The organism is Microcystis viridis FACHB-1342 (genome assembly GCF_014698335.1).
GTDB classification, from domain to species: Bacteria; Cyanobacteriota; Cyanobacteriia; order Cyanobacteriales; family Microcystaceae; genus Microcystis; species Microcystis ichthyoblabe_A.
Map to the genome: position 1 here is coordinate 165,705 of NZ_JACJSV010000001.1, position 21,464 is coordinate 187,168.

General features: G+C 43.1%; 17 protein-coding genes. 8 read left to right on the forward strand and 9 right to left on the reverse strand.

Annotated features, from left to right (window positions below; all coding sequences use genetic code 11):
• Positions 1–96 precede the first annotated feature (96 nt).
• The gene (dnaN, locus tag H6G40_RS00785; protein WP_069474828.1) at positions 97–1,245 is read right to left on the reverse strand and encodes a DNA polymerase III subunit beta; all 1,149 of its coding nucleotides are present in this window, start codon (positions 1,243–1,245) and stop codon (positions 97–99) included.
• Between the two features lie 91 nt (positions 1,246–1,336).
• Here dnaN and H6G40_RS00790 point away from each other — a divergent pair, with 91 nt between their 5' ends.
• Together H6G40_RS00790 and hemL are read left to right on the forward strand one after the other, a co-directional pair.
• On the forward strand, positions 1,337–2,524 hold the full coding sequence (locus H6G40_RS00790; protein ID WP_123231366.1) for an RNA-guided endonuclease InsQ/TnpB family protein: 1,188 nt from the start codon (positions 1,337–1,339) through the stop codon (positions 2,522–2,524).
• 465 nt (positions 2,525–2,989) lie between these two features.
• Positions 2,990–4,291, forward strand: a complete 1,302-nt coding sequence (gene hemL, locus H6G40_RS00795; protein WP_043997360.1) for a glutamate-1-semialdehyde 2,1-aminomutase — start codon at positions 2,990–2,992, stop codon at positions 4,289–4,291.
• A gap of 176 nt (positions 4,292–4,467) precedes the next feature.
• Here hemL and H6G40_RS00800 read toward each other — a convergent pair whose 3' ends face one another.
• From H6G40_RS00800 to hpsP, 4 genes are all read right to left on the reverse strand, one after another.
• Positions 4,468–5,802: a flotillin family protein gene (locus tag H6G40_RS00800; protein WP_002740234.1), complete on the reverse strand. Its 1,335-nt coding sequence runs from the start codon at positions 5,800–5,802 to the stop codon at positions 4,468–4,470.
• Between the two features lie 28 nt (positions 5,803–5,830).
• On the reverse strand, positions 5,831–6,172 hold the full coding sequence (locus H6G40_RS00805) for a hypothetical protein (RefSeq protein WP_002739659.1): 342 nt from the start codon (positions 6,170–6,172) through the stop codon (positions 5,831–5,833).
• 49 nt (positions 6,173–6,221) lie between these two features.
• On the reverse strand, positions 6,222–6,788 hold the full coding sequence (locus H6G40_RS00810) for a glyoxalase-like domain protein (protein WP_069474831.1): 567 nt from the start codon (positions 6,786–6,788) through the stop codon (positions 6,222–6,224).
• Positions 6,789–7,151: 363 nt separating this feature from the next.
• Positions 7,152–8,312, reverse strand: a complete 1,161-nt coding sequence (gene hpsP, locus H6G40_RS00815) for a hormogonium polysaccharide biosynthesis glycosyltransferase HpsP (protein WP_069474832.1) — start codon at positions 8,310–8,312, stop codon at positions 7,152–7,154.
• Positions 8,313–8,391: 79 nt separating this feature from the next.
• On the opposite strand from hpsP, the gene H6G40_RS00820 reads away from it, so the two are divergent.
• Entirely contained in the window at positions 8,392–8,778 is a 387-nt protein-coding gene (locus H6G40_RS00820; RefSeq protein ID WP_002739650.1) for a hypothetical protein, read from the forward strand.
• A gap of 81 nt (positions 8,779–8,859) precedes the next feature.
• Here H6G40_RS00820 and H6G40_RS00825 read toward each other — a convergent pair whose 3' ends face one another.
• Positions 8,860–9,618 (reverse strand): GAF domain-containing protein, encoded by a 759-nt coding sequence (locus tag H6G40_RS00825; protein ID WP_190537136.1) that lies wholly within the window; start codon positions 9,616–9,618, stop codon positions 8,860–8,862.
• A gap of 238 nt (positions 9,619–9,856) precedes the next feature.
• Between H6G40_RS00825 and lnt the strand changes: the two genes are divergently transcribed.
• Together lnt and H6G40_RS00835 are read left to right on the forward strand one after the other, a co-directional pair.
• Positions 9,857–11,383, forward strand: coding sequence for an apolipoprotein N-acyltransferase (gene lnt, locus H6G40_RS00830; protein ID WP_042791074.1), 1,527 nt, complete (start codon positions 9,857–9,859; stop codon positions 11,381–11,383).
• 60 nt (positions 11,384–11,443) lie between these two features.
• A complete protein-coding gene (locus tag H6G40_RS00835) occupies positions 11,444–11,686 on the forward strand; it encodes a hypothetical protein (protein WP_002740130.1) in 243 nt (80 codons plus the stop codon).
• Positions 11,687–11,780: 94 nt separating this feature from the next.
• Here the strand turns inward: H6G40_RS00835 and recQ are convergent, their stop codons facing one another.
• The 3 genes from recQ to H6G40_RS00850 form a co-directional block, all read right to left on the reverse strand.
• Positions 11,781–13,886 carry a DNA helicase RecQ gene (gene recQ / locus H6G40_RS00840; protein WP_190537130.1) on the reverse strand — a complete coding sequence of 702 codons (2,106 nt, stop codon included), beginning with the start codon at positions 13,884–13,886 and terminating at the stop codon, positions 11,781–11,783.
• Between the two features lie 108 nt (positions 13,887–13,994).
• Positions 13,995–14,606 (reverse strand): DUF3318 domain-containing protein, encoded by a 612-nt coding sequence (locus tag H6G40_RS00845; protein WP_002748267.1) that lies wholly within the window; start codon positions 14,604–14,606, stop codon positions 13,995–13,997.
• Between the two features lie 411 nt (positions 14,607–15,017).
• Positions 15,018–15,788 (reverse strand): segregation/condensation protein A, encoded by a 771-nt coding sequence (locus H6G40_RS00850; protein WP_069474836.1) that lies wholly within the window; start codon positions 15,786–15,788, stop codon positions 15,018–15,020.
• 51 nt (positions 15,789–15,839) lie between these two features.
• Between H6G40_RS00850 and pdxH the strand changes: the two genes are divergently transcribed.
• From pdxH to H6G40_RS00865, 3 genes are all read left to right on the forward strand, one after another.
• Complete coding sequence (gene pdxH / locus H6G40_RS00855; RefSeq protein ID WP_002787824.1) at positions 15,840–16,484, forward strand: pyridoxamine 5'-phosphate oxidase; 645 nt, start codon at positions 15,840–15,842, stop codon at positions 16,482–16,484.
• Positions 16,485–16,712: 228 nt separating this feature from the next.
• Entirely contained in the window at positions 16,713–17,012 is a 300-nt protein-coding gene (locus H6G40_RS00860) for a trypco2 family protein (RefSeq protein WP_069474837.1), read from the forward strand.
• Between the two features lie 118 nt (positions 17,013–17,130).
• A complete protein-coding gene (locus H6G40_RS00865; protein ID WP_190537132.1) occupies positions 17,131–21,432 on the forward strand; it encodes an NB-ARC domain-containing protein in 4,302 nt (1,433 codons plus the stop codon).
• The last annotated feature ends 32 nt before the right edge of the window (positions 21,433–21,464 follow it).

Consider the following 21,464-nt stretch of genomic DNA (forward strand, 5'->3'; position numbering starts at 1 on the left):
TAAACCCAATCCTTTGGCGAGAAAATAGGATTGAGTTAACAGGATCAAAAATGGGATAGGTTAAAAACAGATCCCACAGTTCCAATTAAGTCAGAACTACTGACGAATTTGTACCGGCATCACCAAATAGGTCATCTTTAAACCTCCCAAGGGGGTAAAAATAACCGGTTGGGTACTAGCATTTAACTGCATTTGGATATCATTATTGGGTAAAGCCTTCAAACCGTCCATCAAATATTTAACATTAAAGGCAATATCGCCACTTTCTCCCTGAATTTCCGCCGCCATGGACTCTTTGGCGCTACCTAAATCGGGAGATTCCACCGCTAGGGATAAACGGTCATTTTCGCTATCGAGACTAAACTTGACTAAATTATTCTTTTGGTCTGATAAAACCGCCACTAATTCCAAACAACGGATTAACTGTTTGCGGTCTAAAACCAAAGAACGCTCGAAGGATTTAGGAATTAACTGATTATAAGTGGGATAGGCCCCTTCTAACTTACGACTGGTTAACCTCTGTTCCCCCATTTCAAAGATGACTTGAGAATCATCCACATGCAGAGTAATAGTCTCGATATTTTGTTTTGTTGCCATCATTCTTTCCAATTCTCGCAGGGCCCGGGCCGGAATGGTGACATTAAAGCCACCAGAGGCACTTTCCACCTCCTCTAGGGGAGTTTGTACCACCGCTAAACGATGACCGTCCGTAGCGGCAAATTCTAGACAATCGACGGTTTTAGTTAAATGTACCCCCGTCAACACCTGTTTAGTTTCATCGCCACTAGCGGCAAACAATGCACCTTTTAGTCCCTCTGTCAAGGCAACTATAGGTAAATTAACAATTTCTCCATCGGCCACCGTGGGCAATTCTGGGAACTCATCGGCTTTCATGCCGCGAATTTGGAACTGTGCCGAGGCAGTTTTCAGGAAAGCGAGACTATGCTCCTCATCATTCTCGCTTTCTTCCACAGAGATAGTGATTTCCCCTTCTCCCAAACGAGAGACAATATCGTTAAGTAATTTTGCCGGCAGGGTAATTTTGCCCCCTTCCACCACCTCGGCCCGAAAACTGGTGCGAATCCCTAAACTCAAATCAAAAGCAGTCAGGCTAATTTCGCCCTTTTCCTCATCGGCACAAAAGAGAACATTGCCCAACACCGGATGGGTAGGACGACTGGCAACGGCCCGACTAACTAGGGATAAATTGCTGTTGAGTTCGCTTTGACTACTGGTAAATTTCATCGAAAATTTTGGGTCTGAAACCCCGTCGTTCTACGACGGCTTTACTGTTAAATATTAGCACATTTACGAAATATATGCTAAAATGTGAGGTATGGAAAAAGCCTATTCGTTTCGATTTTACCCCACACCAACACAAGAGTCGCTATTGCGGCGCACATTGGGCTGTGTAAGATTAGTTTACAACAAAGCTCTCCACGAACGAACACAAGCTTGGTACGAAAAGCAAGAAAGAGTAGGCTACGCTCAAACTTCTTCAATGCTAACCGAGTGGAAAAAACAAGAAGAATTAAACTTTCTCAATCAAGTAAGCTGTGTACCTTTACAACAAGGGTTAAGACACCTACAAACAGCTTTTACTAACTTCTTTGCTGGTCGTACTAAGTATCCTAACTTTAAGAAAAAACATCAAGGAGGAAGTGCCGAATTTACTAAGTCTGCTTTTAAATTTAAAGACAAACAAATCTATTTAGCCAAATGCACAGAACCCTTACCTATTCGATGGTCAAGACAAATCCCAGAAAGCTGTGAACCAAGCACAGTAACAGTCAGATTACATCCTTCTGGACGTTGGCATATCTCAATTAGATTTGATGACCCAACAATTAAGCCTTTACCAGTAACAGATAAAGCCATCGGAATTGACTTAGGAATTAGTAGCCTCGTGATTACCAGCGATGGTGATAAAGTATCTAATCCTAAGCACTTTAAAAAGCATTATCAGAGACTGCGAAAGGCACAAAAAAGCCTTTCTAGAAAACAGAAAGGCTCAAAAAATCGGGAAAAAGCGAGAATCGAAGTAGCCAGAATTCACGCCCAAATTACTGATAGCAGAAAAGACCATTTACATAAGCTAACCACTCAATTAGTTCGGGAAAACCAAACGATTGTGGTTGAGAATTTAGCCGTCAAGAATATGGTCAAAAACCCCAAGTTATCTCAGGCAATATCTGACGTTAGTTGGGGAGAAATCACTCGACAATTAGCCTATAAATGCCGTTGGTACGGCAGAAATTACATCGAAATAGATAGATGGTTTCCTAGCTCTAAAAGGTGTAGTAATTGCGGGCATATTGTCGAAAAGATGCCGTTAAATGTTCGAGAATGGGATTGTCCAGACTGTGGGACACACCATGACCGAGATGTTAACGCTAGTAAAAATATTTTGGCCGCAGGGCTTGCGGTGTCAGTCTGTAGAGCGACCATAAGACCAGAACAGAGTAAATCTGTTAAGGCAGGTGCGGAACCCCGCAAGGGAAAGAAGCAGAAACCTAAATCGTGAGGTTTGGGAATCGCCGTCCGTTTTACGGCGGCGAGGATGTCAAAGCAGGAATAGTTTTTTTGTACGCTAAGAAATAATAGCAAGAATTCCCCTGTGGAAAATCTGTGGAAAACCGGAGCTTTTTTTGATCGCTCTTTCCGGTCTAAAATCTATCAATAGCAATAACTTCGCCCATTGCTAGGTTTTTCTGGCAATTCTGAAAAGATTGTGGAAAAATTGTCAAAGTGGAAGGAACCACTCCAGACACAGAGGACACAAAGATTGATCGATCATATAGTAAGTTAAACTTATCACACAGAACCCAGAAGAGCCGAGACTTGAGCCGACCAGCGCCTTTCTTAGGGAAAAAATTGCGTAAAATGTAGGCTGGTGATCTTTAAAATGGAACAAGCAGCAGGAAATTAACAAAACAAAACTCCGGGCATTCCCCGGAATCGATAGACTCAAATAGACAAGGAGACAGGATTGGTTAGCACATCTTCGTATCAAACAACAAAATCGAAAGAAATCTTTACAGCCGCTCAAAAATTAATGCCGGGGGGTGTAAGTTCCCCCGTGCGGGCCTTTAAATCCGTCGGTGGTCAACCCATCGTTTTTGAAGGCGTCAAAGGGGCCTATATTCGCGACGTGGACGGTAACGAATACATCGACTATGTGGGAACTTGGGGACCGGCTATCTGTGGTCATGCCCATCCCGAAGTGATTGCCGCCCTGCACCAGGCCCTAGACAAAGGGACCAGTTTTGGCGCTCCCTGTGTCCAGGAAAATATTCTCGCTGAAATGGTGATTGATGCCGTTCCCAGCATTGAAATGGTGCGTTTTGTCAATTCCGGCACCGAAGCCTGTATGTCCGTCCTGCGCTTAATGCGGGCTTTTACCGGCCGGGATAAAATCATCAAATTCGAGGGCTGTTACCACGGTCATGCCGATATGTTCCTGGTTAAAGCCGGCTCTGGTGTAGCCACCCTGGGTTTACCCGACTCGCCGGGGGTTCCCAAAACCACCACTAACAACACTTTAACCGCCCCCTACAATGACCTGGAAGCGGTAAAAGCCCTCTTTGTCGAAAATCCCGACTCGATTGCCGGGGTGATTTTAGAGCCAGTGGTGGGTAATGCCGGCTTTATCGTGCCGGATGCTGGCTTTTTAGAGGGATTGCGGGAATTAACCAAGGAATACGGGGCCCTGTTAATGTTTGATGAGGTAATGACCGGATTTCGCATCGCCTACGGTGGCGCTCAGGAAAAATTCGGCATTACCCCCGATTTAACCACCCTCGGCAAAGTTATCGGCGGTGGGCTGCCAGTGGGGGCCTACGGCGGTCGGGCCGATATTATGGCGATGGTGGCTCCGGCCGGCCCGATGTACCAAGCGGGAACCTTATCCGGCAACCCTTTGGCCATGACAGCAGGAATTAAAACCCTCGAGTTACTCCAGCGCCCCGGCACCTACGAATATCTCAATAAAGTGACCAAATCCTTAACTGAAGGGCTGCTGAAAGTGGCCAGAGAGGCTGGTCACAGCGTTTCTGGAGGTTATATTAGTGCCATGTTCGGAATGTTTTTCACTGGCTCCCCCGTGCATAACTATGAAGATGCCAAAAAGGCCGATGTGGCTAAATTCGGTCGTTTTCACCGGGGAATGTTAGAAAGAGGCGTTTATCTAGCTCCTTCCCAGTTTGAAGCTGGTTTTACTTCCTTAGCTCACACAGAGGCCGATATCGAACGGACTTTGGCCGCCGCTAAAGAGGTTTTAGCAAGTTTATAGTTAATGCCGCTTCGACTGGGAAAATCGATTGATAGAGTCCCAAGTATTGATGAGTTGACATTTCCCCGCTTGCAAAAGACGGGGATTCTTATCGGTGAGATCGAGGGCGGTTTTAACCCTACTCGATCTCGGTAACAATCTATTTTAGAAGGCCTGTCTAGTAGGTTTTCTGACTGCTATTTTTCAATTTTATTGGTGAGAGTTCCCACCACATCAATACCGAGGGTTTGATGGACACTGGCGAGGAATTGATTGACGATTTCGGGATAGACTTTGATCAGGGCAGCCAGGGATTTACCATCACCATTATCAACGATATTAACTCGCTCGAGGTGTAATCGTTTAGGAATTTTAATCGCCTCCTCCAGGATAGTTTCTAGCTGTTGAATCAAGAAAATTGCTTCTGCTTCGCTGCCGGTGTTTTGCCAGACTTCTGCAAATAATTCGTTAACCAAGGCTTCAGCTTTGGCATTTTCTTCAAAAATTGCCGCTTCTCCTCTAGCGCGGAAAGTTTCAGCTTCCTGCTGCGCTTCTGCGGGTAAAACTTGATCTGCTTGGAGACGTAATCTTTCCAATTCTGCCCTAACCTGTTGCAATTTTTCCTCAACTATAGCACGTTTTTCCTTAGCGGCAGCAATAGTTATTTCTTCTTCCGATTTTGCCTGTTGTTCCAGTTTTGCTTTTAACTTTCTCAACTCGTTTTCTTGCTCTAAAATGATAATTTGATCGCGGGTTTTAGCCACGGTTGCCTGTTCCTCACATTCCGCAACTATTTGTTCAGCTTCATTGAGGGCATTTGATTCAGCAATTTCAGCATCACGCATGACTAAAGCGATTCTTTCCCGTCCGAGGGAGTTAAGATAATCCACGTCATCGGCAACATTTTGAATTTTGAGAGTATCAATTTCTAAACCGAGTTTAAACAGATCTTGACTGACGTTACTGGTAATACTTTCGGCAAATTTTAGGCGATCTTCGTTCACTTGTTCGGGGGTCATTGTTGCGACTACACCCCGCAAGTTTCCTTCTAAAGTTTCCTTAGCTACGCGAATAATTTCTTCTCGATCTCGATCTAAAAAACGTTCGATCGCATTGCCGACTATTTCAGGTTTAGAACTAACTTTCACGTTAGCAATTGCCACTATATTCAGGGGAATATTGCCCTTAGAATAGGCATTTTTAATCTCAATTCTGATCGGGGTTGTGGTGACATCCATGCGTTTAACGGTTTCTAAAATTGGAATACGAATCGCCCGACCCCCCGATACCACTCGATACCCCACATCCTGTCTATCTTTTGATTTGCGTTTCATCCCACTCAGAATTACCACTTCATTGGGTTTACAAATACACAGAAAAGAATTGATAAACCAAACCGCACCGATCCCCAGAAATATAAATAAAGCGACGGGAACACTATTCAATAATAAATTGCCAGCACTGTTATTGTTATTGTTGTCGTATTGGTTGGGATTAATTTGGATGAGATAGGAATTATTTTGACTATTCATAGTTAGTTACCCTTTGGTTTAGAAGAAATTAGAAATCGCCCCTGATATACTTTTCCGCAATGACTAAAACTTTATTATCCTGGAAATTGAGGATAAATGCTTGATCCCCGACATTAAATTGTTCTTCCCCTTCCGTTATCGCTACTATATCGATCAGACTATCTCCGACATTAACTCGTACTTTCCCCTTGCTATTTTTGTCGAAGGGGATTTGAACAACTCCAATTAAACCGATGAGAGAGTGATGATCGACAATACTATTTACCTGTTGGTTGCAGCGTCTTAACTTGACTAAAATTAGGAGTAGAATAGCCAAACTAATACCTACCCCTAAGGAAATTAAAACGATTGTGAGCAGTTGAGCATTCATAAGTTTAGTTATTTACCGTTATAGTTGCCCCCAATCTAATTACCGTTAACTAATTCGAGACTTCGGCCATTTCAATCACGCGATCAGCATTATCTTTGACCAAAAAATTTAAAGGTTTATTGCGACGAACTTTATACTTTAAGCGTCGTGATTCCACCCGCATCAGAATTTGTTCTAAACAATCGTGATCAAAACAAACGTGACGATGACGATCCTTATAACCTGCGGTTGCTCCACCAACGATGTGCAGTTGGGTATTTTTCTTCAACTGATACCATAAACCCTGGGGTTGATCTCCCAAAGAAGGGTTGGCAGTAGTCACAGCCGGATTACTAGACATATAAAATGGGTCAATCATATTATTGCCCATCGTCTGCTCATAATTGTAATAGTAATGGAGGGGGACATCGGCCGTGGGTAAACTTAAAAGTCCTTCATAAAACTGTCGGGCTGTCTCCAAATCTGTCACCATGATTGTATGAACTTTTGGGGCGCTAGTTAGAAACATCCACATGGCTAAGGCATAAGCGGCCAGAAGCATAACCATAATCCCCTGGGTGGACAGGAGAGTATCAAGGGGTAGAAAAGCGCCGAAGAAAAGATGATTTATCAACACTGATGTGATCCTATTGTCTAAGAATTTCTATCATTCCCTAATTATAATCACGACGCTGAAACTTAAGTTAACAGGGTGGGGAGTGACCAAGTTCCGTACATTTGTATTAAAATGCTCCCCCTGGGATGAATAAATGATGAGATGATGACATTGGCTACGGAAATATGAGGAATGAGCAGAGATGAAAGCGTATATTGGAAATAGAGCCGTCCCTAGAAAGTGAGCTACTGTTATGAATTCTTTTGCGCTTCCCGTCTTTCTGCAATCAGGTTTAACCCTACTGGCATTTTTAGTGCTGATTATCCTGATGGCTTAAATCTTAATCCGTCTGTGACTTCGATCGAGTAGGAGCCGATCGACAGCTCAGACTAGATTTTGATAGACAGTTAGCATCTGTTCAGCGATCGCTGACCAACTATATTGATTTAAGACTAAATCCCTGGCATTTTTCCCCCTTTGTTGGCGAATTTCAGGATTAGTGATAGCCGTTGCCAAAGTATTAGTTAAATCCTCAAGCTGACAAGCTGTCACCCATCCCGCAGCCGCTGCTGCCACCGCAGGATGCAGATCCACCCGGTCTGAGATCACCACAGGAATTCCGGCGGCCATAGCTTCGGCAACCGCAATGCCAAAATTTTCATAGTAGGAAGGTAAAACAAATAAATCGGCCCTAGCGAGGAGGCTATTTTTGACTTCTCCGGTGACAAATCCGGTAATTGTCGTATTTTTGCCCAATATTGACCGCTCGATCTGATTTTTAATCTGATTTTCGTACTCCCGGTCCTGGGGATTGCTTCCTGCTAAGACAAAATGAAAATCTAGACCATTTTCTAACAACCTTTCTAAACTGGGCAGCAATAAATCTAGACCTTTTTTCGGATCAAGACGGGACATATAGAGGATGATCGGTTTATTTTCGGGAAGATCAAAACCCTTTACTGGTAAAGCTTGTGGGTTAAAAAAATCTACCCCTAGGGGGATGACAATATCCTTAGTTTTTATATTAAATCTTTTGGCAGTTTGACACTCCTGCTCACTGGTAAAATGAATTGCCGCCGCCACCGCTAAATTGGGTTTTTCCAGAAAATTGGCATATATTTGTTTAAGTTGCCGTTTTTTTTGCAAATCTGCCGGATCGAGGGTGCCTAGGGGACGGAGAATATAGGGCAGTTGATGATAACGAGCGATCAAAGCCGATATACTGCTCACTGGAGAGAATAAAGCATGAATGTGAGCGATATCGTAATCTTTTGCCCTATTAGCCAACCAAGTAAACAGATCAAGGGAAAATTTATAGCGCCGAAAGGGAGAACAGGGAAAATAATAGATTTGATAGCCATTTTGACTAACAGAGACCCCTAAAGGCACATCTAGGGGTGCTTGTCCCGTGTCACCATTGGAATCGGTGGTAATAATAGTCACATCTTGGCCCAGTTGGGCCAGGGCTGCTGACAAACCAAGTACCATTTGACTAGGGCCACCGTAAACAAGGGAAATCGAAGGAACAATCTGAAGAATTTTCATCTCTTTGGTGCAAAGGTCAAGACTTGTTAAAATCGATCAAGCCGTTCGCTCAAATTTACCACTTCTGTGGCTCTCATTTATGGTAATCGACTTTCTGCCCTTCACTATCAATATTTCTCCGGCCTTTATTGCTGGTAGCTGTCTCTGGTCTTTAGCATTATATTTGGGGTTAGCTGGGGTACGAAATTGGTTTATAGAAATTTTCTATCGCTGGTTTAATTTTGCCGAGCGTTTCCTCTATACTTCCCTAGAGGAGTTTGAAAAAACTCGCGTCGCCAGGGAATCCCAAAATGCTTTTTATGCCTCTATCTTTAGTATTATTCCCTTTCTCATTCTCGGCGGTTTCTCCGATTGGTTAATTGAGATTAGTTTAGGAAAAAGTTGGCCGATTAGTGTCGGTATTCTCGCCTGTGTTGCCTCTGGTGTCTATGAATTAGGAAGACAGGACGGCAGCGGCAATCAGTAAATTAAGCTGTTAACCATCTCAATTATTACTTAGGACTGCACGGGAGTGGCAAGTGAGTCGATTTTAACCCTTGACTAGCGCTCAATCTTTTCCTTCCAGACGATTTTTATGTTTATTAAGAGTCTTTTGCAGTAAATTCAAAACCTCATTGGCAATCTCAATAACTTCATGGGTTCCAAAACCGGCCTGAGTTAATTCTTTAAAAAAAGCCTTAGCGACAATTTTGGCTAATTTCGGGGGATAAGGATGGACAGCGATCGAATGTTCGGACTGAATTTCTGCTATTTCTCTAGTCACTGCCATGGCCACAAAACGAGATTTTAATATCCCTTGCAAATGAAAAATTTGCAGGGATTGGGCAGCCTGTTGAGCGAATAACTGCAAGATTTCTAAATCTAATGGTTCAAAATGTTTTTTGTCTAGGGGAAAACTGAGATTAATTACTCCAATTATCTGCTGATTGAGGATAATCGGTGCGGCTATAAAACTATTATTATTTGCTCTTTTGGGATAAGGGGCTGCACTGGCAAATGATGATCGAGTTATATCCTTAATTAGTAAAGGTTTCCCTGTGGCCGCTACATTGTCGGCAATAGCTTGATCAAGTTTAATTATTTCTTGATCAGCTAAAGGTGATAGCTCATCATAATGGGCAAAAACTTCTAGATAATCGGTAATTTCCCCTTTTAATTCCTGTGGAGAGCTTAACAGGATTAAACAGCGCCGCGCTCGCAATTGATGAGCGCTCATACTAGCTATTTTCCGAAAAATATCTTCAAGATTTTCCTCAACATTCAAGACAAGAGCCAGAGCCGTTAATTTGGGGTTAAAATTATCCATGTATTCAATCATTTATTCAGTCCGAGTTTAGGCTTTTAGGGTAAGGGTGACATTCCCCATCTCCCTGTTTATCTGAGTCTATAGCGTGCCATAGCATCTGATCGAGGGGCTTTTTTACTCGCTAACTGATCTATTGTAGATGTAGCCAAAACTTCTGTCTGTCTCTTGTTTTTTGTCTTCCCTCTAGCTACTCTGAGATCTAGTAGGTCAGAGGAGTTTAACCTGACTGGAGTGAAAGATGGTGCGTTTTCTCTGGGCAATTTTGGCCGGTGTGGGGATGGGGTTAACAGTAGCGCCAGTTTCTTGGTGGTTACTCGCTTGGATTTCTCTCGTCCCCCTGTGGATTATTGTGAGATTAGGGGAAAAATCCCTAAAAAAACAGCTTTTATACGGTTTTGGCTGGGGTTTTGCCTACCATGGCCTCGCTTTATTCTGGATCACGGGAATTCACCCGATGACGTGGATGGGTGTCCCCTGGTTAGCGAGTTTGTCAATTGCTCTGTTTTGTTGGTTGTTTATCACTTTTTGGGGAACTGCGATCGTGCTAACTTGGACGTTAGTCATGTTTTATGTCAACAAAAGTGTTAATCAGTCATCTTTTCGCGATGCTCTCCTACGGGTTTTCATCGGCACTGCCCTCTGGTGTGGGTTAGAATCTCTCTGGAGTCAATCCCCTCTCTGGTGGACTACCCTTGCTTATAGTCAAAGTCCCCATAATTTATTGATTCTGCAATTGGGCAAATTATCGGGTTTTACGACGGTAACGGCGGCAATTGTGGCAGTTAACGGTTTAATTGCCGAAAGCTTGCTCCTAATCCGTCAATCGCGGCAAAATCTCGCTTTTCTCTCTTTACCCCTCCTCATTTGTTTTAGCCTCCATCTCTGGGGATGGAACACATACCATAAACCGATCGAAAAGTCAAGGGATTTAGGGATAAAAATTGGCGTAATTCAGGGCAATATTCCCAACACAATTAAACTTTCGCCCCTAGGATTTCAAAAGGCGATCGAAGGTTACACTTCTGGTTATCAAATTCTCGCCGATCAAGGAGTAGATGCCGTCTTAACTCCTGAAACCGCTTTACCCTATTATTGGGAGAACTTAGTCAATAATAGCTCGATTTATTCGGCAATTTTAGCCAAAAAAACGCCGATCTGGTTGGGTGCATTCGGCAAGGTGGACAAGGGTTATAACAATAGTCTCTTGACCATTGATGGCGAGGGACAGGTGATTAGTCGGTATGATAAAGTAATTCTCGTGCCTTTAGGCGAATACGTTCCTTTTCAGGAAATTTTGGGCGGAATTGTTGATCGCCTTTCTCCCTTGCAAGCGCACTTAATCCCGGGAGATCCCGATCAAATTATTAACAGTCCTTTCGGTAAAATAATTGTGGGCATTTGTTACGAATCGGCTTTTTCCGAACATTTTCGCCGTCAAACTGCTAGGGGAGGCGAATTTATTATTACTGCTTCTAATAACGCCCATTATAGCCACGCCATGCCCGCTCAACACCATGCTCAGGATACCATGCGAGCGATCGAAACCGATCGATGGATGGCCCGGGCCACCAATACAGGTTATTCTGCTTTTGTCGATCCCCACGGTAATCACCTTTGGCTATCGGATTTGGATAAATATCAAATTCATAGCGAAACAATTTATCGACGGGATACGAGGACTTTATATGTGCGCTGGGGAGATTGGTTAACTAAAGTTTTAATTATTACTGCCGGACTAGCTTGGCTCTGGAGAGCTTGGGATTAAGGTGAAAGTGCTATACTTTTTCGTGAATAAACTGTATAAATAACCTAAGTTTTTGCTGCAATGAAAGAGCAATTTGTCAAGTGGTTGAATAGAATCTTAATATTTGATGTGTTTTTAGTGATAGCGGGTTTTCTCTGGTTTGCCGTGGCTGTTATCGGTGAATCCACGGGAATTCCTCTAGGATTTAAACTTTTTCAGCGTCTTTGGCTGCCCCTATTCAATCCTGCTATTAGTATTTTAATTGCGGGGGCGATTTTAAGCTGGGCAATTAATAAAATACAAGAACGCTTGTCCCCTAAATAGGGTTTGCTTAATTCAGTTATCAGTTATCAGTTATCAGTTATCAGTTCACTGTTTACTGAAAAAACTCCCCTACTTCCCCGCTCTCCTATAGTTTTTAAAGTCGTCTTTGCCAAGCAACAACTAATTTAATTTCCTCATAACTATAATTATCTCCCAGATTTTCTTTGAGAGTTTTCAGGGATTGATCGCCAACTTTTTTAATTGCTAAACGAATATATTCCTGTTTATTCTTAGGAACTAACTGATTAATATCAATTTCGTAACCAGCTTCCAGCAATTTAGCTAAATGTTCATAGATGGTTGAGACTTTTAAGCTTCTTTTGCGAGCGATTTCTTCCGCGTTCAAACCATCTTGATAGTATTGGAGAGTGAGGAATTGAGTAGAGGGAAGACTATCCTGACAAAAATCATTAATTGCCGCTATAAATATATCCCCATACTGTTGAACTTTGCTTTGTACTACTCCAGAAATTTGACGAAACTGCTCTAAACTCCGGGGTTTTGATTGGGCCATCAAACGCAGACTAGAATCATGGAAAATAACGTAGGGAGGAACCCCTTGACTATCAGCAATTTTTTTCCGCAGTTGTCGCAAGCGATCGAATAATAAATCACTTTCCATCGTATTGGGATTGTCGTCTCCCAAGATTGGACCGTTAGCTTTTTGGGGGACGGCAATAAACACGGAACGCTGTTTCCGCATCACTTCCCAACTATGTTGATTAAGTTTCAAGATTCTAAAATTGTCTTCTGTTTCTATCAGTAGATTTTGCTGGACAAGGGAACGACTTAAACGTTTCCACTCCCCGAGAGTTTTATCCTTACCGATGCCATAAGTAGATAATAAGTGATGTTGATATTGGGTGATTTTTTCACCTTTTCCTCCCCTAAGTACGTTGATTATGTGCATCATACCGAATTTTTGTCCCGTCCGCGCCACACAGGATAAAAATTTTTGTGCTTCGATTGTCCAATCCTCAGAATTGTTCCCATTCCGACAGTTATCACAGTTACCACAGTTACCCGCAAAACTTTCTCCAAAGTAGCCTAGTACGCTTGATCTTCTACATTCAGTCCCTTCAGCATAATCTAACACCTGTCGCAATTGTTGACGAGCTTTCTGTTGTTCATTTTGCTCAGTTTTTTGGTTAATAAAATACTCAATTTTTCTGGCATCGGCAAAGCTAAAAAAGAGGGTACATTTAGCCGGTTCGCCGTCCCTACCCGCACGGCCCGATTCTTGATAATATCCCTCTAAATTGCGAGGTAAATCATAATGAACGACAAAGCGCACATCTGGTTTATTAATCCCCATACCGAAGGCAATTGTCGCCACCATAATCTGCACATCATCCCGAATAAAACGGGTTTGATTTTCGCTTCTTTCCTGATCGTTCATACCGGCGTGATAGGGTAGGGCATTAATACCATCTTTTTGTAACTGTTCGGCAACTTGATCGACGGTTTTGCGGCTGATACAATAAACAATGCCAGACCCTTTTTTTCCTTTAATATATTGATACAATTGCTGATAAGATTTACTGGTTTTAGGTTGAACTTCATAATAAAGATTAGGACGATTAAAACTAGCAATATGAATGGAAGCATCTCGCAATCCTAATTGTTGAATAATATCTTCCCTAACCTGTTGGGTAGCGGTGGCAGTTAAAGCCAGAATTGGCACGGAGGGAAAGCGTTGACGGACTTGTTTAATTTGTCGATATTCAGGGCGAAAATCATGACCCCAATCGGAGACACAGTGAGCTTCATCCACCGCTAAACAGGCTAAACCGAGGTAATTATCAATAACAGCTAAAAAGTCTAAAAAACTAGGCGATAATAATCTTTCTGGGGCGACATATAACAGTTTAATTTTTCCTTGCAGGATTAAAGATTCTCTGTCTCTGACTTGTTTCGCGTTCAAAGTGCTATTGAGAAATGTTGCCCCGATGCCATTATCAGCTAAAGCAGTTACCTGATCCTGCATTAAAGCAATTAGGGGAGAAACCACCACTGTCACCCCTTTTTTGATTAAAGCAGGTAGCTGAAAACAGAGAGATTTACCGCCTCCGGTGGGCATAATTACTAATAAATCCTGATCATTTAAAGCAGCCTCAATTATTTGGCGTTGATTCGGTCGAAATTGATCGTAGCCAAAGTGATGTTTTAAGACTTTTTCTAAAGAGTCAATTGCAGCCATTGAGCAAGGGGAAAAATATTTTTATAGTAGTTATTTTAGGGTTAGGGATTTAAGTAGTCAGTGATCGGTAATCGGTAAAAAGAAAGCTGATAGCCAAAACAACTAACCTTAAGATTGTCTCACCTGATCGGGAACACCCACAAAGGAGAGATTAGCTAATTTTTTCAGATTTTGACAGCGCAATAACTCATTAAAATTGAGACTCGATCGCCCCTCAATTTCAGCTATAGTCTCAATAGCCGATAATAAACTTTTAGCGGCCTCGGTTTCCGTGTAACCGCGTCTAACGGCCACTTTTAGGGCTGCCTCATCCGCGTCTAATTCCCGTTGGGGGCTGCGTTTTTCCCGCCAAATCCGGTTAATTGCCAAGGCAGTTAAACCCCCCGCCACTGCCATACCGACGGCATCGGTTTGTAGGGTTTCCACGGTTAAACCGATCATACCAGCCAGAGCAATTACTCGATCGAGATCGGGTTTAAACCATTTTACTGCCGTTAAAACACAGACAGCCCTTAACAAGACTAAATCCCGTTGGGATCTTGATAATTGCCGCCAGAGGTCAAAATTAATTGGAATCGGTCTGACCCCTCTTTGCCAGGGTAGGGGAAAATTAGTTTCGATTACCTTGCTGCTTTCGGGTTTGCTGACAATGCGCGTCATCATCCGTCCCGAAGCAGGCATGAGGTCTAGTAAATGACTAATCTCGTTGTCTTGGTTCATCGATCGCCGGCCAATAGTCTTCGATCATTGAGTATAATCGCTTTCTGAGTTAATATCTCTTTTCCGACAATTTTCTCAACAAAACCGCGTGAGTACCTACCGTTCGGCTTTGAGGGATTCGATGCCCCGAAAATCGCCAATAAATTCCTGCATCTTCCTCAAAATCCTCATGTTTTGATTATTATTGAGGGGATGAAACCAGTCCTGACCGGATCTTGCCAACTCCAGGTAAAACCCGAACCGGTGGCCGCTATCGAGGCGACACTGAAGGCGTTTGCGGAAGCTTGGGAGTAGGTTAACGGGACGGTGAAGCCGAACCTGATGAACGAACTGGCGATACAGTCGCTACTTTCTACGTTCTGAAAATTAGTTAATTGACCAGATGAAAATAATCGGTAAAACCCCATACCTTCAGCAAACCCTAATTAAAGAAATAGTTAAATCCTGATAAAAATCCTCTTGTTTTAACTCCACTTTTGATTGAGAAGCCAGTAAAAGTAAAGCCCAAAAAATCGCCACCTTTTCCTGTGTTGCCGAGTGACTAGAGGGTTTTTCCGCTTGCCATAAATCTAATAAATACTCAAACTCTATCTCATTTTTCTCTAATTGAAAAAACTTTCTCTGCAAAAAAAAGTCCAGTTCCGCTGCCAATTCCGTCAGGTTTTCTTGGTGGGCCAATTCCGTGATAATTTGTACCGCTTCCCGTCGGGATTGAGGCCGGGGTTTCGGGACAACTACAGGCAGTTTCGGTAAAGCTTCAATCTCTAGGGCAATCTGTTGTAATTGAGTGATTAACTCCTGCAAAGTTACCCGTCTTTTTCGCGGTGGTGGGGCAGCAGTACGACGGCGAATATGATTTTCTAGATAACGGGGTAAAGTTCTTAATTCCCGTTCTAAGTCGCTAATTTCCTCATCTATCAGACTTTCTTCTTGCTGGTCTAAAGACAATCTTTCTAGGGTATCAGCCTTAAATAAAACTAACATAGAAGCCCATAAAAAAGCCTGTCCCGATTGGGGTAAATTAGCTTGGGCCATGGCTAAATCTAGATCATTTAATAACCCCAATTCTGCCAAAAAGCGATCGATCACATCAATAACCTGCACATCCCAGGGGTCAATTTCTCCCTGTTCCGCCATTTCTAAAAGAGAGGCGATCGCATCACTGGCCGAGGTGATAGTCATGATTGTAGAATCTTGTAGGATCTCAAAGGATAGAATTTAGCAAGCAAAACCATGGACATATCGATCGCTGACCTGCGTTTGGACTACAATCTCGAAGAATTGCTAGAGTCAGAAACATCTGCCGATCCTTTCATTGTATTTAAACAATGGCTAGAACGGGCGGTATCTTCGGGAAGATTGGAACCCAACGCTATGACTTTAGCCACTATTTCCCCGGAGGGTAAACCCCGGGCCCGCATGGTACTGTTAAAAGACTTCGATCCTCGCGGTTTTGTTCTCTTTACCAACTACCAAAGCGCCAAGGGACAGGAATTAATCGCTAATCCCAATGCAGCCCTAGTGTTTTGGTGGGGAGAATTGCAACGGCAAATTAGGATCGAGGGAACTGTAGAAAAAATCAGCGAGGAGGAATCGGATAATTACTTTTTTGTCCGTCCCTGGGAATCTCGTTTAGGGGCCTGGGCCTCCAATCAAAGTGAAGTGATTTCTGGGCGAGATATCCTCGAAAAACGCCTAGCAGAACTAAAAGAAGAATATGCGGGTCGTGAAGTTCCCCGTCCTCCTCATTGGGGCGGATTTCGCCTAATTCCTAGTTTAATCGAGTTCTGGCAAGGTCGCCCCAGTCGTCTCCATGATCGTCTCTGTTATTATCGTCAAGAAGATGGCAGTTGGCAAAGGCAACGTTTAGCTCCTTAGTTTGATCTTGACACCTTGTATTAGCAAAATAGCTCGATACTAATTCAATTTGTCATTTTAGTCTTGAGATAATATTAGGTCGATGTCTTTTCCCAACCCGCGCTTTCCTTAGCGATCGGGTTGGGCTATTATATCAATTGGATAAAGGCAATCTCTCTGCCCTAAAGTTTCAGAAAAACGATAGAATTGAAAGGGTTTTGGTTTGCATCCTTCAAAAATAACTAGAGAATTAATATGAATGTTGGACTTCGAGAAACCTTAGAAGCATTGCGGGTTGAACTGAGTAAATCTATTTTAGCCTCTGAGGGTGAGCAGATTCGCTTTGAAGTGGGTGAAATTGAATTAGAGGTTCAATTTGTGGTTGAGCAGTCGAAAGAAGGCAAAGGTGGGCTAAAATTTTGGGTAGTAGAAATGGGTGGGGGTGTCACCAATAAAGATACGATAACCCATAGAATTAAAATTCCCCTTAAACCCATTGGGAAAGATGGAAAACCTGTATTGACAGCAAGTGATGATATTCCCGATTAGAATTTTATACCCCTAGGGACGCAATGCTTGCCCCCAAAGCAGTTAATTTGTAGGATGGGTTAGCGAAGCGTAACCCATCACCATCCCAGAAGAATAGGTTACATCAATCCGATAAGTTATGCCCCAATTCCAACCCGATCGCGCTTTAGAAATTGTTGCCCCTAAATACGGCACTGCCTATCGAATTGGGGGACGTTTACTCTTGACTTGTCGGCATCTATTTGATAATAGTAACGACTGTAAAGTACGATTTAGATCAGCATCAGACTATTCTGATAAGCAGGATATAGACGCTAAGGTAATTTGGAAAGCTCCCGATAATATCGATATAGCCTTAGTAGAATTACCAGAAACTATCGAAACTTGTAATCCTGTAGGTTTTGGGGTGTTACCTGATGCGAGTAGCACCCAAAAAGTTAAATTTGACTGTTTGGGCTTTCCTCTATTTTTACGGTATGTTGAAGATGAGATAAAATACGCCACAGGGTTACATATTGAGGGAACTGTCGATGTAGCTAATCGTGTTCCTCATCACCGTTTGTTATTAAATATTAAAGATAGTCAAGACATACAACCCACCGATGAACAATTAGAAAGATTAGCAGAAGATCAGTCACCTTGGCAAGGAACATCGGGATCAGCAATTGTTTGTAATGGGTTAGTGATTGGGGTACAATCTAAACAGCCAATTAGAGATCGTCCGGCATCTTTAGAAGCTGAATCTTTGGCCAGGGTTTATGACAATCCTGAATGGTGTGAGATATTAGAAAACCATGATATTGATCCTGAACCTAAACCCGTTATATCCGCTTCTTTAAAATCTTCTTCCTATCGCAATCAAGCTCCTCCTAAACCGAGTTATTTTGTCGAACGTCCAGAGGTTAGTATTGAGTTAAAAAAACTTTTATTGTCAGAAATAACGGAAAAAACTGGAACTTTAGTTATTAGTGCGATTTATGGCTTAGGAGGTATTGGTAAATCCACTTTAGCGGCAGCTTTAGCACAGGAGAAAGAGGTTCAAGCTTTTTTTCCTGATGGCATTTTCTGGGCAACTTTAGGACAACAACCAGATATTTTATCCTTTCTTCATGGCTGGATTCAAGCTTTAGGAGATTATAATTTTAAGCCGACGGGTATTGATGCGGCATCCTTACACTTGAGGACTTTATTGGCAGATAAAAAAGCTTTATTAGTGGTAGATGATCTCTGGAATGTAGAAGATATTGATCCTTTTAGAGTAGCAGGAAATCACTGTAAATTATTAGTAACCACTAGGGAAGTTCGCGTTAAAGGGGCAATTAGTTATGATTTGAATGTAATGACCGAATCTCAATCTTTAGCCTTATTAAGGGGTTATTTAAAGCATGAATTAAATTTAGCAGATCAGAAACAAGCCAAAATATTAGCCAAAATTGTCGGGTATTTACCCTTAGCATTGGAGTTGACGGCGGCACAAATTGAAGATGGGATTCCTTGGGCTGAATTAATCGAAGATTTACGGGCAGAAATCGCTCATTTAGAAATTTTAGACCGCTTGGAAGCTGGAGATACTGCCAATGAAGAAAAACGAAAACATTATAGTTTAATTGCTTGCTTTAATCTCAGTTTAAAGCGATTAAATGGGCAAAGATTGAGACAATTTAGCTGGTTAGGGGTGTTACCCGATGATGTTACCATTACCGAAAAAATAGCGGCGACTTTATGGGATTGTCAGGTTAGAGAAGCGAGACAAACTTTAAGATATTTACGGAGTAAGGCTTTATTATTAACGGGGGTTTCTAGTGAACTATTAACGAGTTATCGCGTCCATGATTTGTTACATGATTTAGCCCGAAATCTGATCCTAGCGTCTCCTCATCCTGAAACGGATTATCAATTACCGGGGTTAGGTTTGTCGATTTCTGAAGCGCATCATCAGCTTTTACAACGGTATCAAAAACAAATTAAGATATCCCCCCTAACCCCCCTTGAAAAGGGGGGAAAAGAGGTGGAAGTCCCCCTTGAAAAGGAGAGATCCCCCCTAACCCCCCTTGAAAAGGAGAGATCCCCCCTAACCCCCCTTGAAAAGGGGGGAAAAGAGGTGGAAGTCCCCCTTAGTAAGGGGGATTTAGGGGGATCAAACTGGCACAGTTTAGAGGATGATGGCTATATTTATAATCAATTGCTCTGGCATTTGGAAAAAGCGGGACAGATAGCCCAGATTCATCTATTACTGAGGGAAGAAACGGCAGAAGGTCATAATGGTTGGTATAGTCAATGTGAAAGGGAAGGGAAAACGGCAACTTTTATTAAGGATGTTTCCCGGGCGTGGCAACTGGCGGAGGAGCATTTTATTGAGAACAAGAGTGAGTCTATGGGGTTACAGGTTCGTTATGCTTTAATCACCACTTCTCTTAATAGTTTGGCGGCTAATATTCCATCAGAATTGATTGCGGCACTGATTCAGCATGAAATCTGGACACCTGCCCAGGGATTAGCTTATGTAAGGCAAAGTCAAGATGATGATAAGCAAGCCGAAGGATTAAGGGCAATTAGTCCCTATCTTACCCCTACTTTATTACCCGAAGCTTTAGAAATTGCCAGAGGGATTGGGCATGAATACAACCGTGCAAGGGCATTGACCGGGTTAGCTCCCTATTTACCAGAAAGTTTGTTACCCGAAGCCTTAGAAGTTGCCAGAGGGATTGGGCATGAATACAACCGTGCAAGGGCATTGATCGGGTTAGCTCCCCATTTACCGGAAGTGTTACCCGAAGCCTTAGAAATTGCCAGAGGGATTGAGAATGAATCCGACCGTGCAGAGGCATTGACCGGGTTAGCTCCCTATTTACCGGAAGTGTTACCCGAAGCCTTAGAAATTGCCAGAGGGATTGAGAATGAATCCGACCGTGCAGAGGCATTGACCGGGTTAGCTCCCTATTTACCGGAAGTGTTACCCGAAGCCTTAGAAATTGCCAGAGGGATTGAGAATGAATCCGACCGTGCAGAGGCATTGACCGGGTTAGCTCCCTATTTACCGGAAAGTTTGTTACCCGAAGCCTTAGAAGTTGCCAGAGGGATTGGGCATGAATACAACCGTGCAAGGGCATTGACCGGGTTAGCTCCCTATTTACCGGAAGTGTTACCCCAAGCCTTAGAAATTGCCAGAGGGATTGGGGATGAATACTCCCGTGTAAGGGCATTGATCGGGTTAGCTCCCCATTTACCGGAAAGTTTGTTACCCGAAGCCTTGGAAATTGCCAGAGGGATTGGGTATGAATACTCCCGTGTAAGGGCATTGATCGGGTTAGCTCCCTATTTACCGGAAAGTTTGTTACCGGAAGCCTTAGAAGTTGCCAGAGGGATTGGGAATGAATACTACCGTGCAGAGGCATTGATCGGGTTAGCTCCCCATTTACCGGAAGTTTTACCCGAAGCCTTAGAAATTGCCAGAGGGATTGGGGATGAATACTACCGTGCAAGGGCATTGACCGGGTTAGCTCCCTATTTACCCGAAGTGTTACCCGAAGCCTTAGAAGTTGCCAGAGGGATTGGGGATGAATACAACCGTGCAAGGGCATTGACCGGGTTAGCTCCCCATTTACCGGAAGTTTTACCCGAAGCCTTAGCAATTGCTAGAGCGATTGAGCATGAATCCGACCGTGCAAGGGCATTGACCGGGTTAGCTCCCCATTTACCGGAAGTTTTACCCGAAGCCTTAGCAATTGCTAGAGCGATTGAGCATGAATCCGACCGTGCAAGGGCATTGACCGGGTTAGCTCCCCATTTACCGGAAGTTTTACCCGAAGCCTTAGCAATTGCTAGAGCGATTGAGCATGAATCCGACCGTGCAATGGCATTGACCGGGTTAGCTCCCTATTTACCGGAAGTGTTACCCGAAGCCTTAGAAGTTGCCAGAGGGATTGGGAATGAAGATAACCGTGCAAGAGCATTGACCAATTTAGTTCCCCATTTACCGGAAGTGTTACCCGAAGCCTTAGAAATTGCCAGAGGGATTAGGGATGAAGATAACCGTGCAAGAGCATTGACCAATTTAGTTCCCCATTTACCGGAAGTGTTACCCGAAGCCTTAGAAATTGCCAGAGCCATTGGGGATGGATACCACCGTGCAAAGGCATTGACCAGGTTAGCTCCCCATTTACCCGAATATCTCTTACCTGGAGCCTTGGAAATTGCCAGAACGATTGGGTCTGAATACAACCGTGCAGAGGCATTAAAAGCCTTAACCGCCACCTTAACCCCTGCTAATGTTGACTTATCTTTCTGGCAAGATATCCTTCATGCTTTGGGTACTCTCACTCGTCGTAAGTTCCTCGAAACTATTCCCAACTTAGCGCCTTTAATCCTTCATTTTGGGGGGGAGGTCGCCTTAAGAGAAGTGTATCAAGGGATTAGGGAGGTGAGTCGCTGGTGGAAGTGATTGCCCTGTCAATAATTGCTATAATAGCTAAA

Coding starts and splice junctions, on each gene's coding strand:
- dnaN (WP_069474828.1), bottom strand. CDS start 1,245: ATGAAATTTACCAGTAGTCAAAGCGAACTCAACAGCAATTTATCCCTA.
- H6G40_RS00790 (WP_123231366.1), top strand. CDS start 1,337: ATGGAAAAAGCCTATTCGTTTCGATTTTACCCCACACCAACACAAGAG.
- H6G40_RS00800 (WP_002740234.1), bottom strand. CDS start 5,802: ATGAATAGTCAAAATAATTCCTATCTCATCCAAATTAATCCCAACCAA.
- H6G40_RS00805 (WP_002739659.1), bottom strand. CDS start 6,172: ATGAATGCTCAACTGCTCACAATCGTTTTAATTTCCTTAGGGGTAGGT.
- hpsP (WP_069474832.1), bottom strand. CDS start 8,312: ATGAAAATTCTTCAGATTGTTCCTTCGATTTCCCTTGTTTACGGTGGC.
- H6G40_RS00820 (WP_002739650.1), top strand. CDS start 8,392: ATGGTAATCGACTTTCTGCCCTTCACTATCAATATTTCTCCGGCCTTT.
- H6G40_RS00825 (WP_190537136.1), bottom strand. CDS start 9,618: ATGGATAATTTTAACCCCAAATTAACGGCTCTGGCTCTTGTCTTGAAT.
- lnt (WP_042791074.1), top strand. CDS start 9,857: ATGGTGCGTTTTCTCTGGGCAATTTTGGCCGGTGTGGGGATGGGGTTA.
- H6G40_RS00835 (WP_002740130.1), top strand. CDS start 11,444: ATGAAAGAGCAATTTGTCAAGTGGTTGAATAGAATCTTAATATTTGAT.
- recQ (WP_190537130.1), bottom strand. CDS start 13,886: ATGGCTGCAATTGACTCTTTAGAAAAAGTCTTAAAACATCACTTTGGC.
- H6G40_RS00845 (WP_002748267.1), bottom strand. CDS start 14,606: ATGAACCAAGACAACGAGATTAGTCATTTACTAGACCTCATGCCTGCT.
- H6G40_RS00850 (WP_069474836.1), bottom strand. CDS start 15,788: ATGACTATCACCTCGGCCAGTGATGCGATCGCCTCTCTTTTAGAAATG.
- pdxH (WP_002787824.1), top strand. CDS start 15,840: ATGGACATATCGATCGCTGACCTGCGTTTGGACTACAATCTCGAAGAA.
- H6G40_RS00865 (WP_190537132.1), top strand. CDS start 17,131: ATGCCCCAATTCCAACCCGATCGCGCTTTAGAAATTGTTGCCCCTAAA.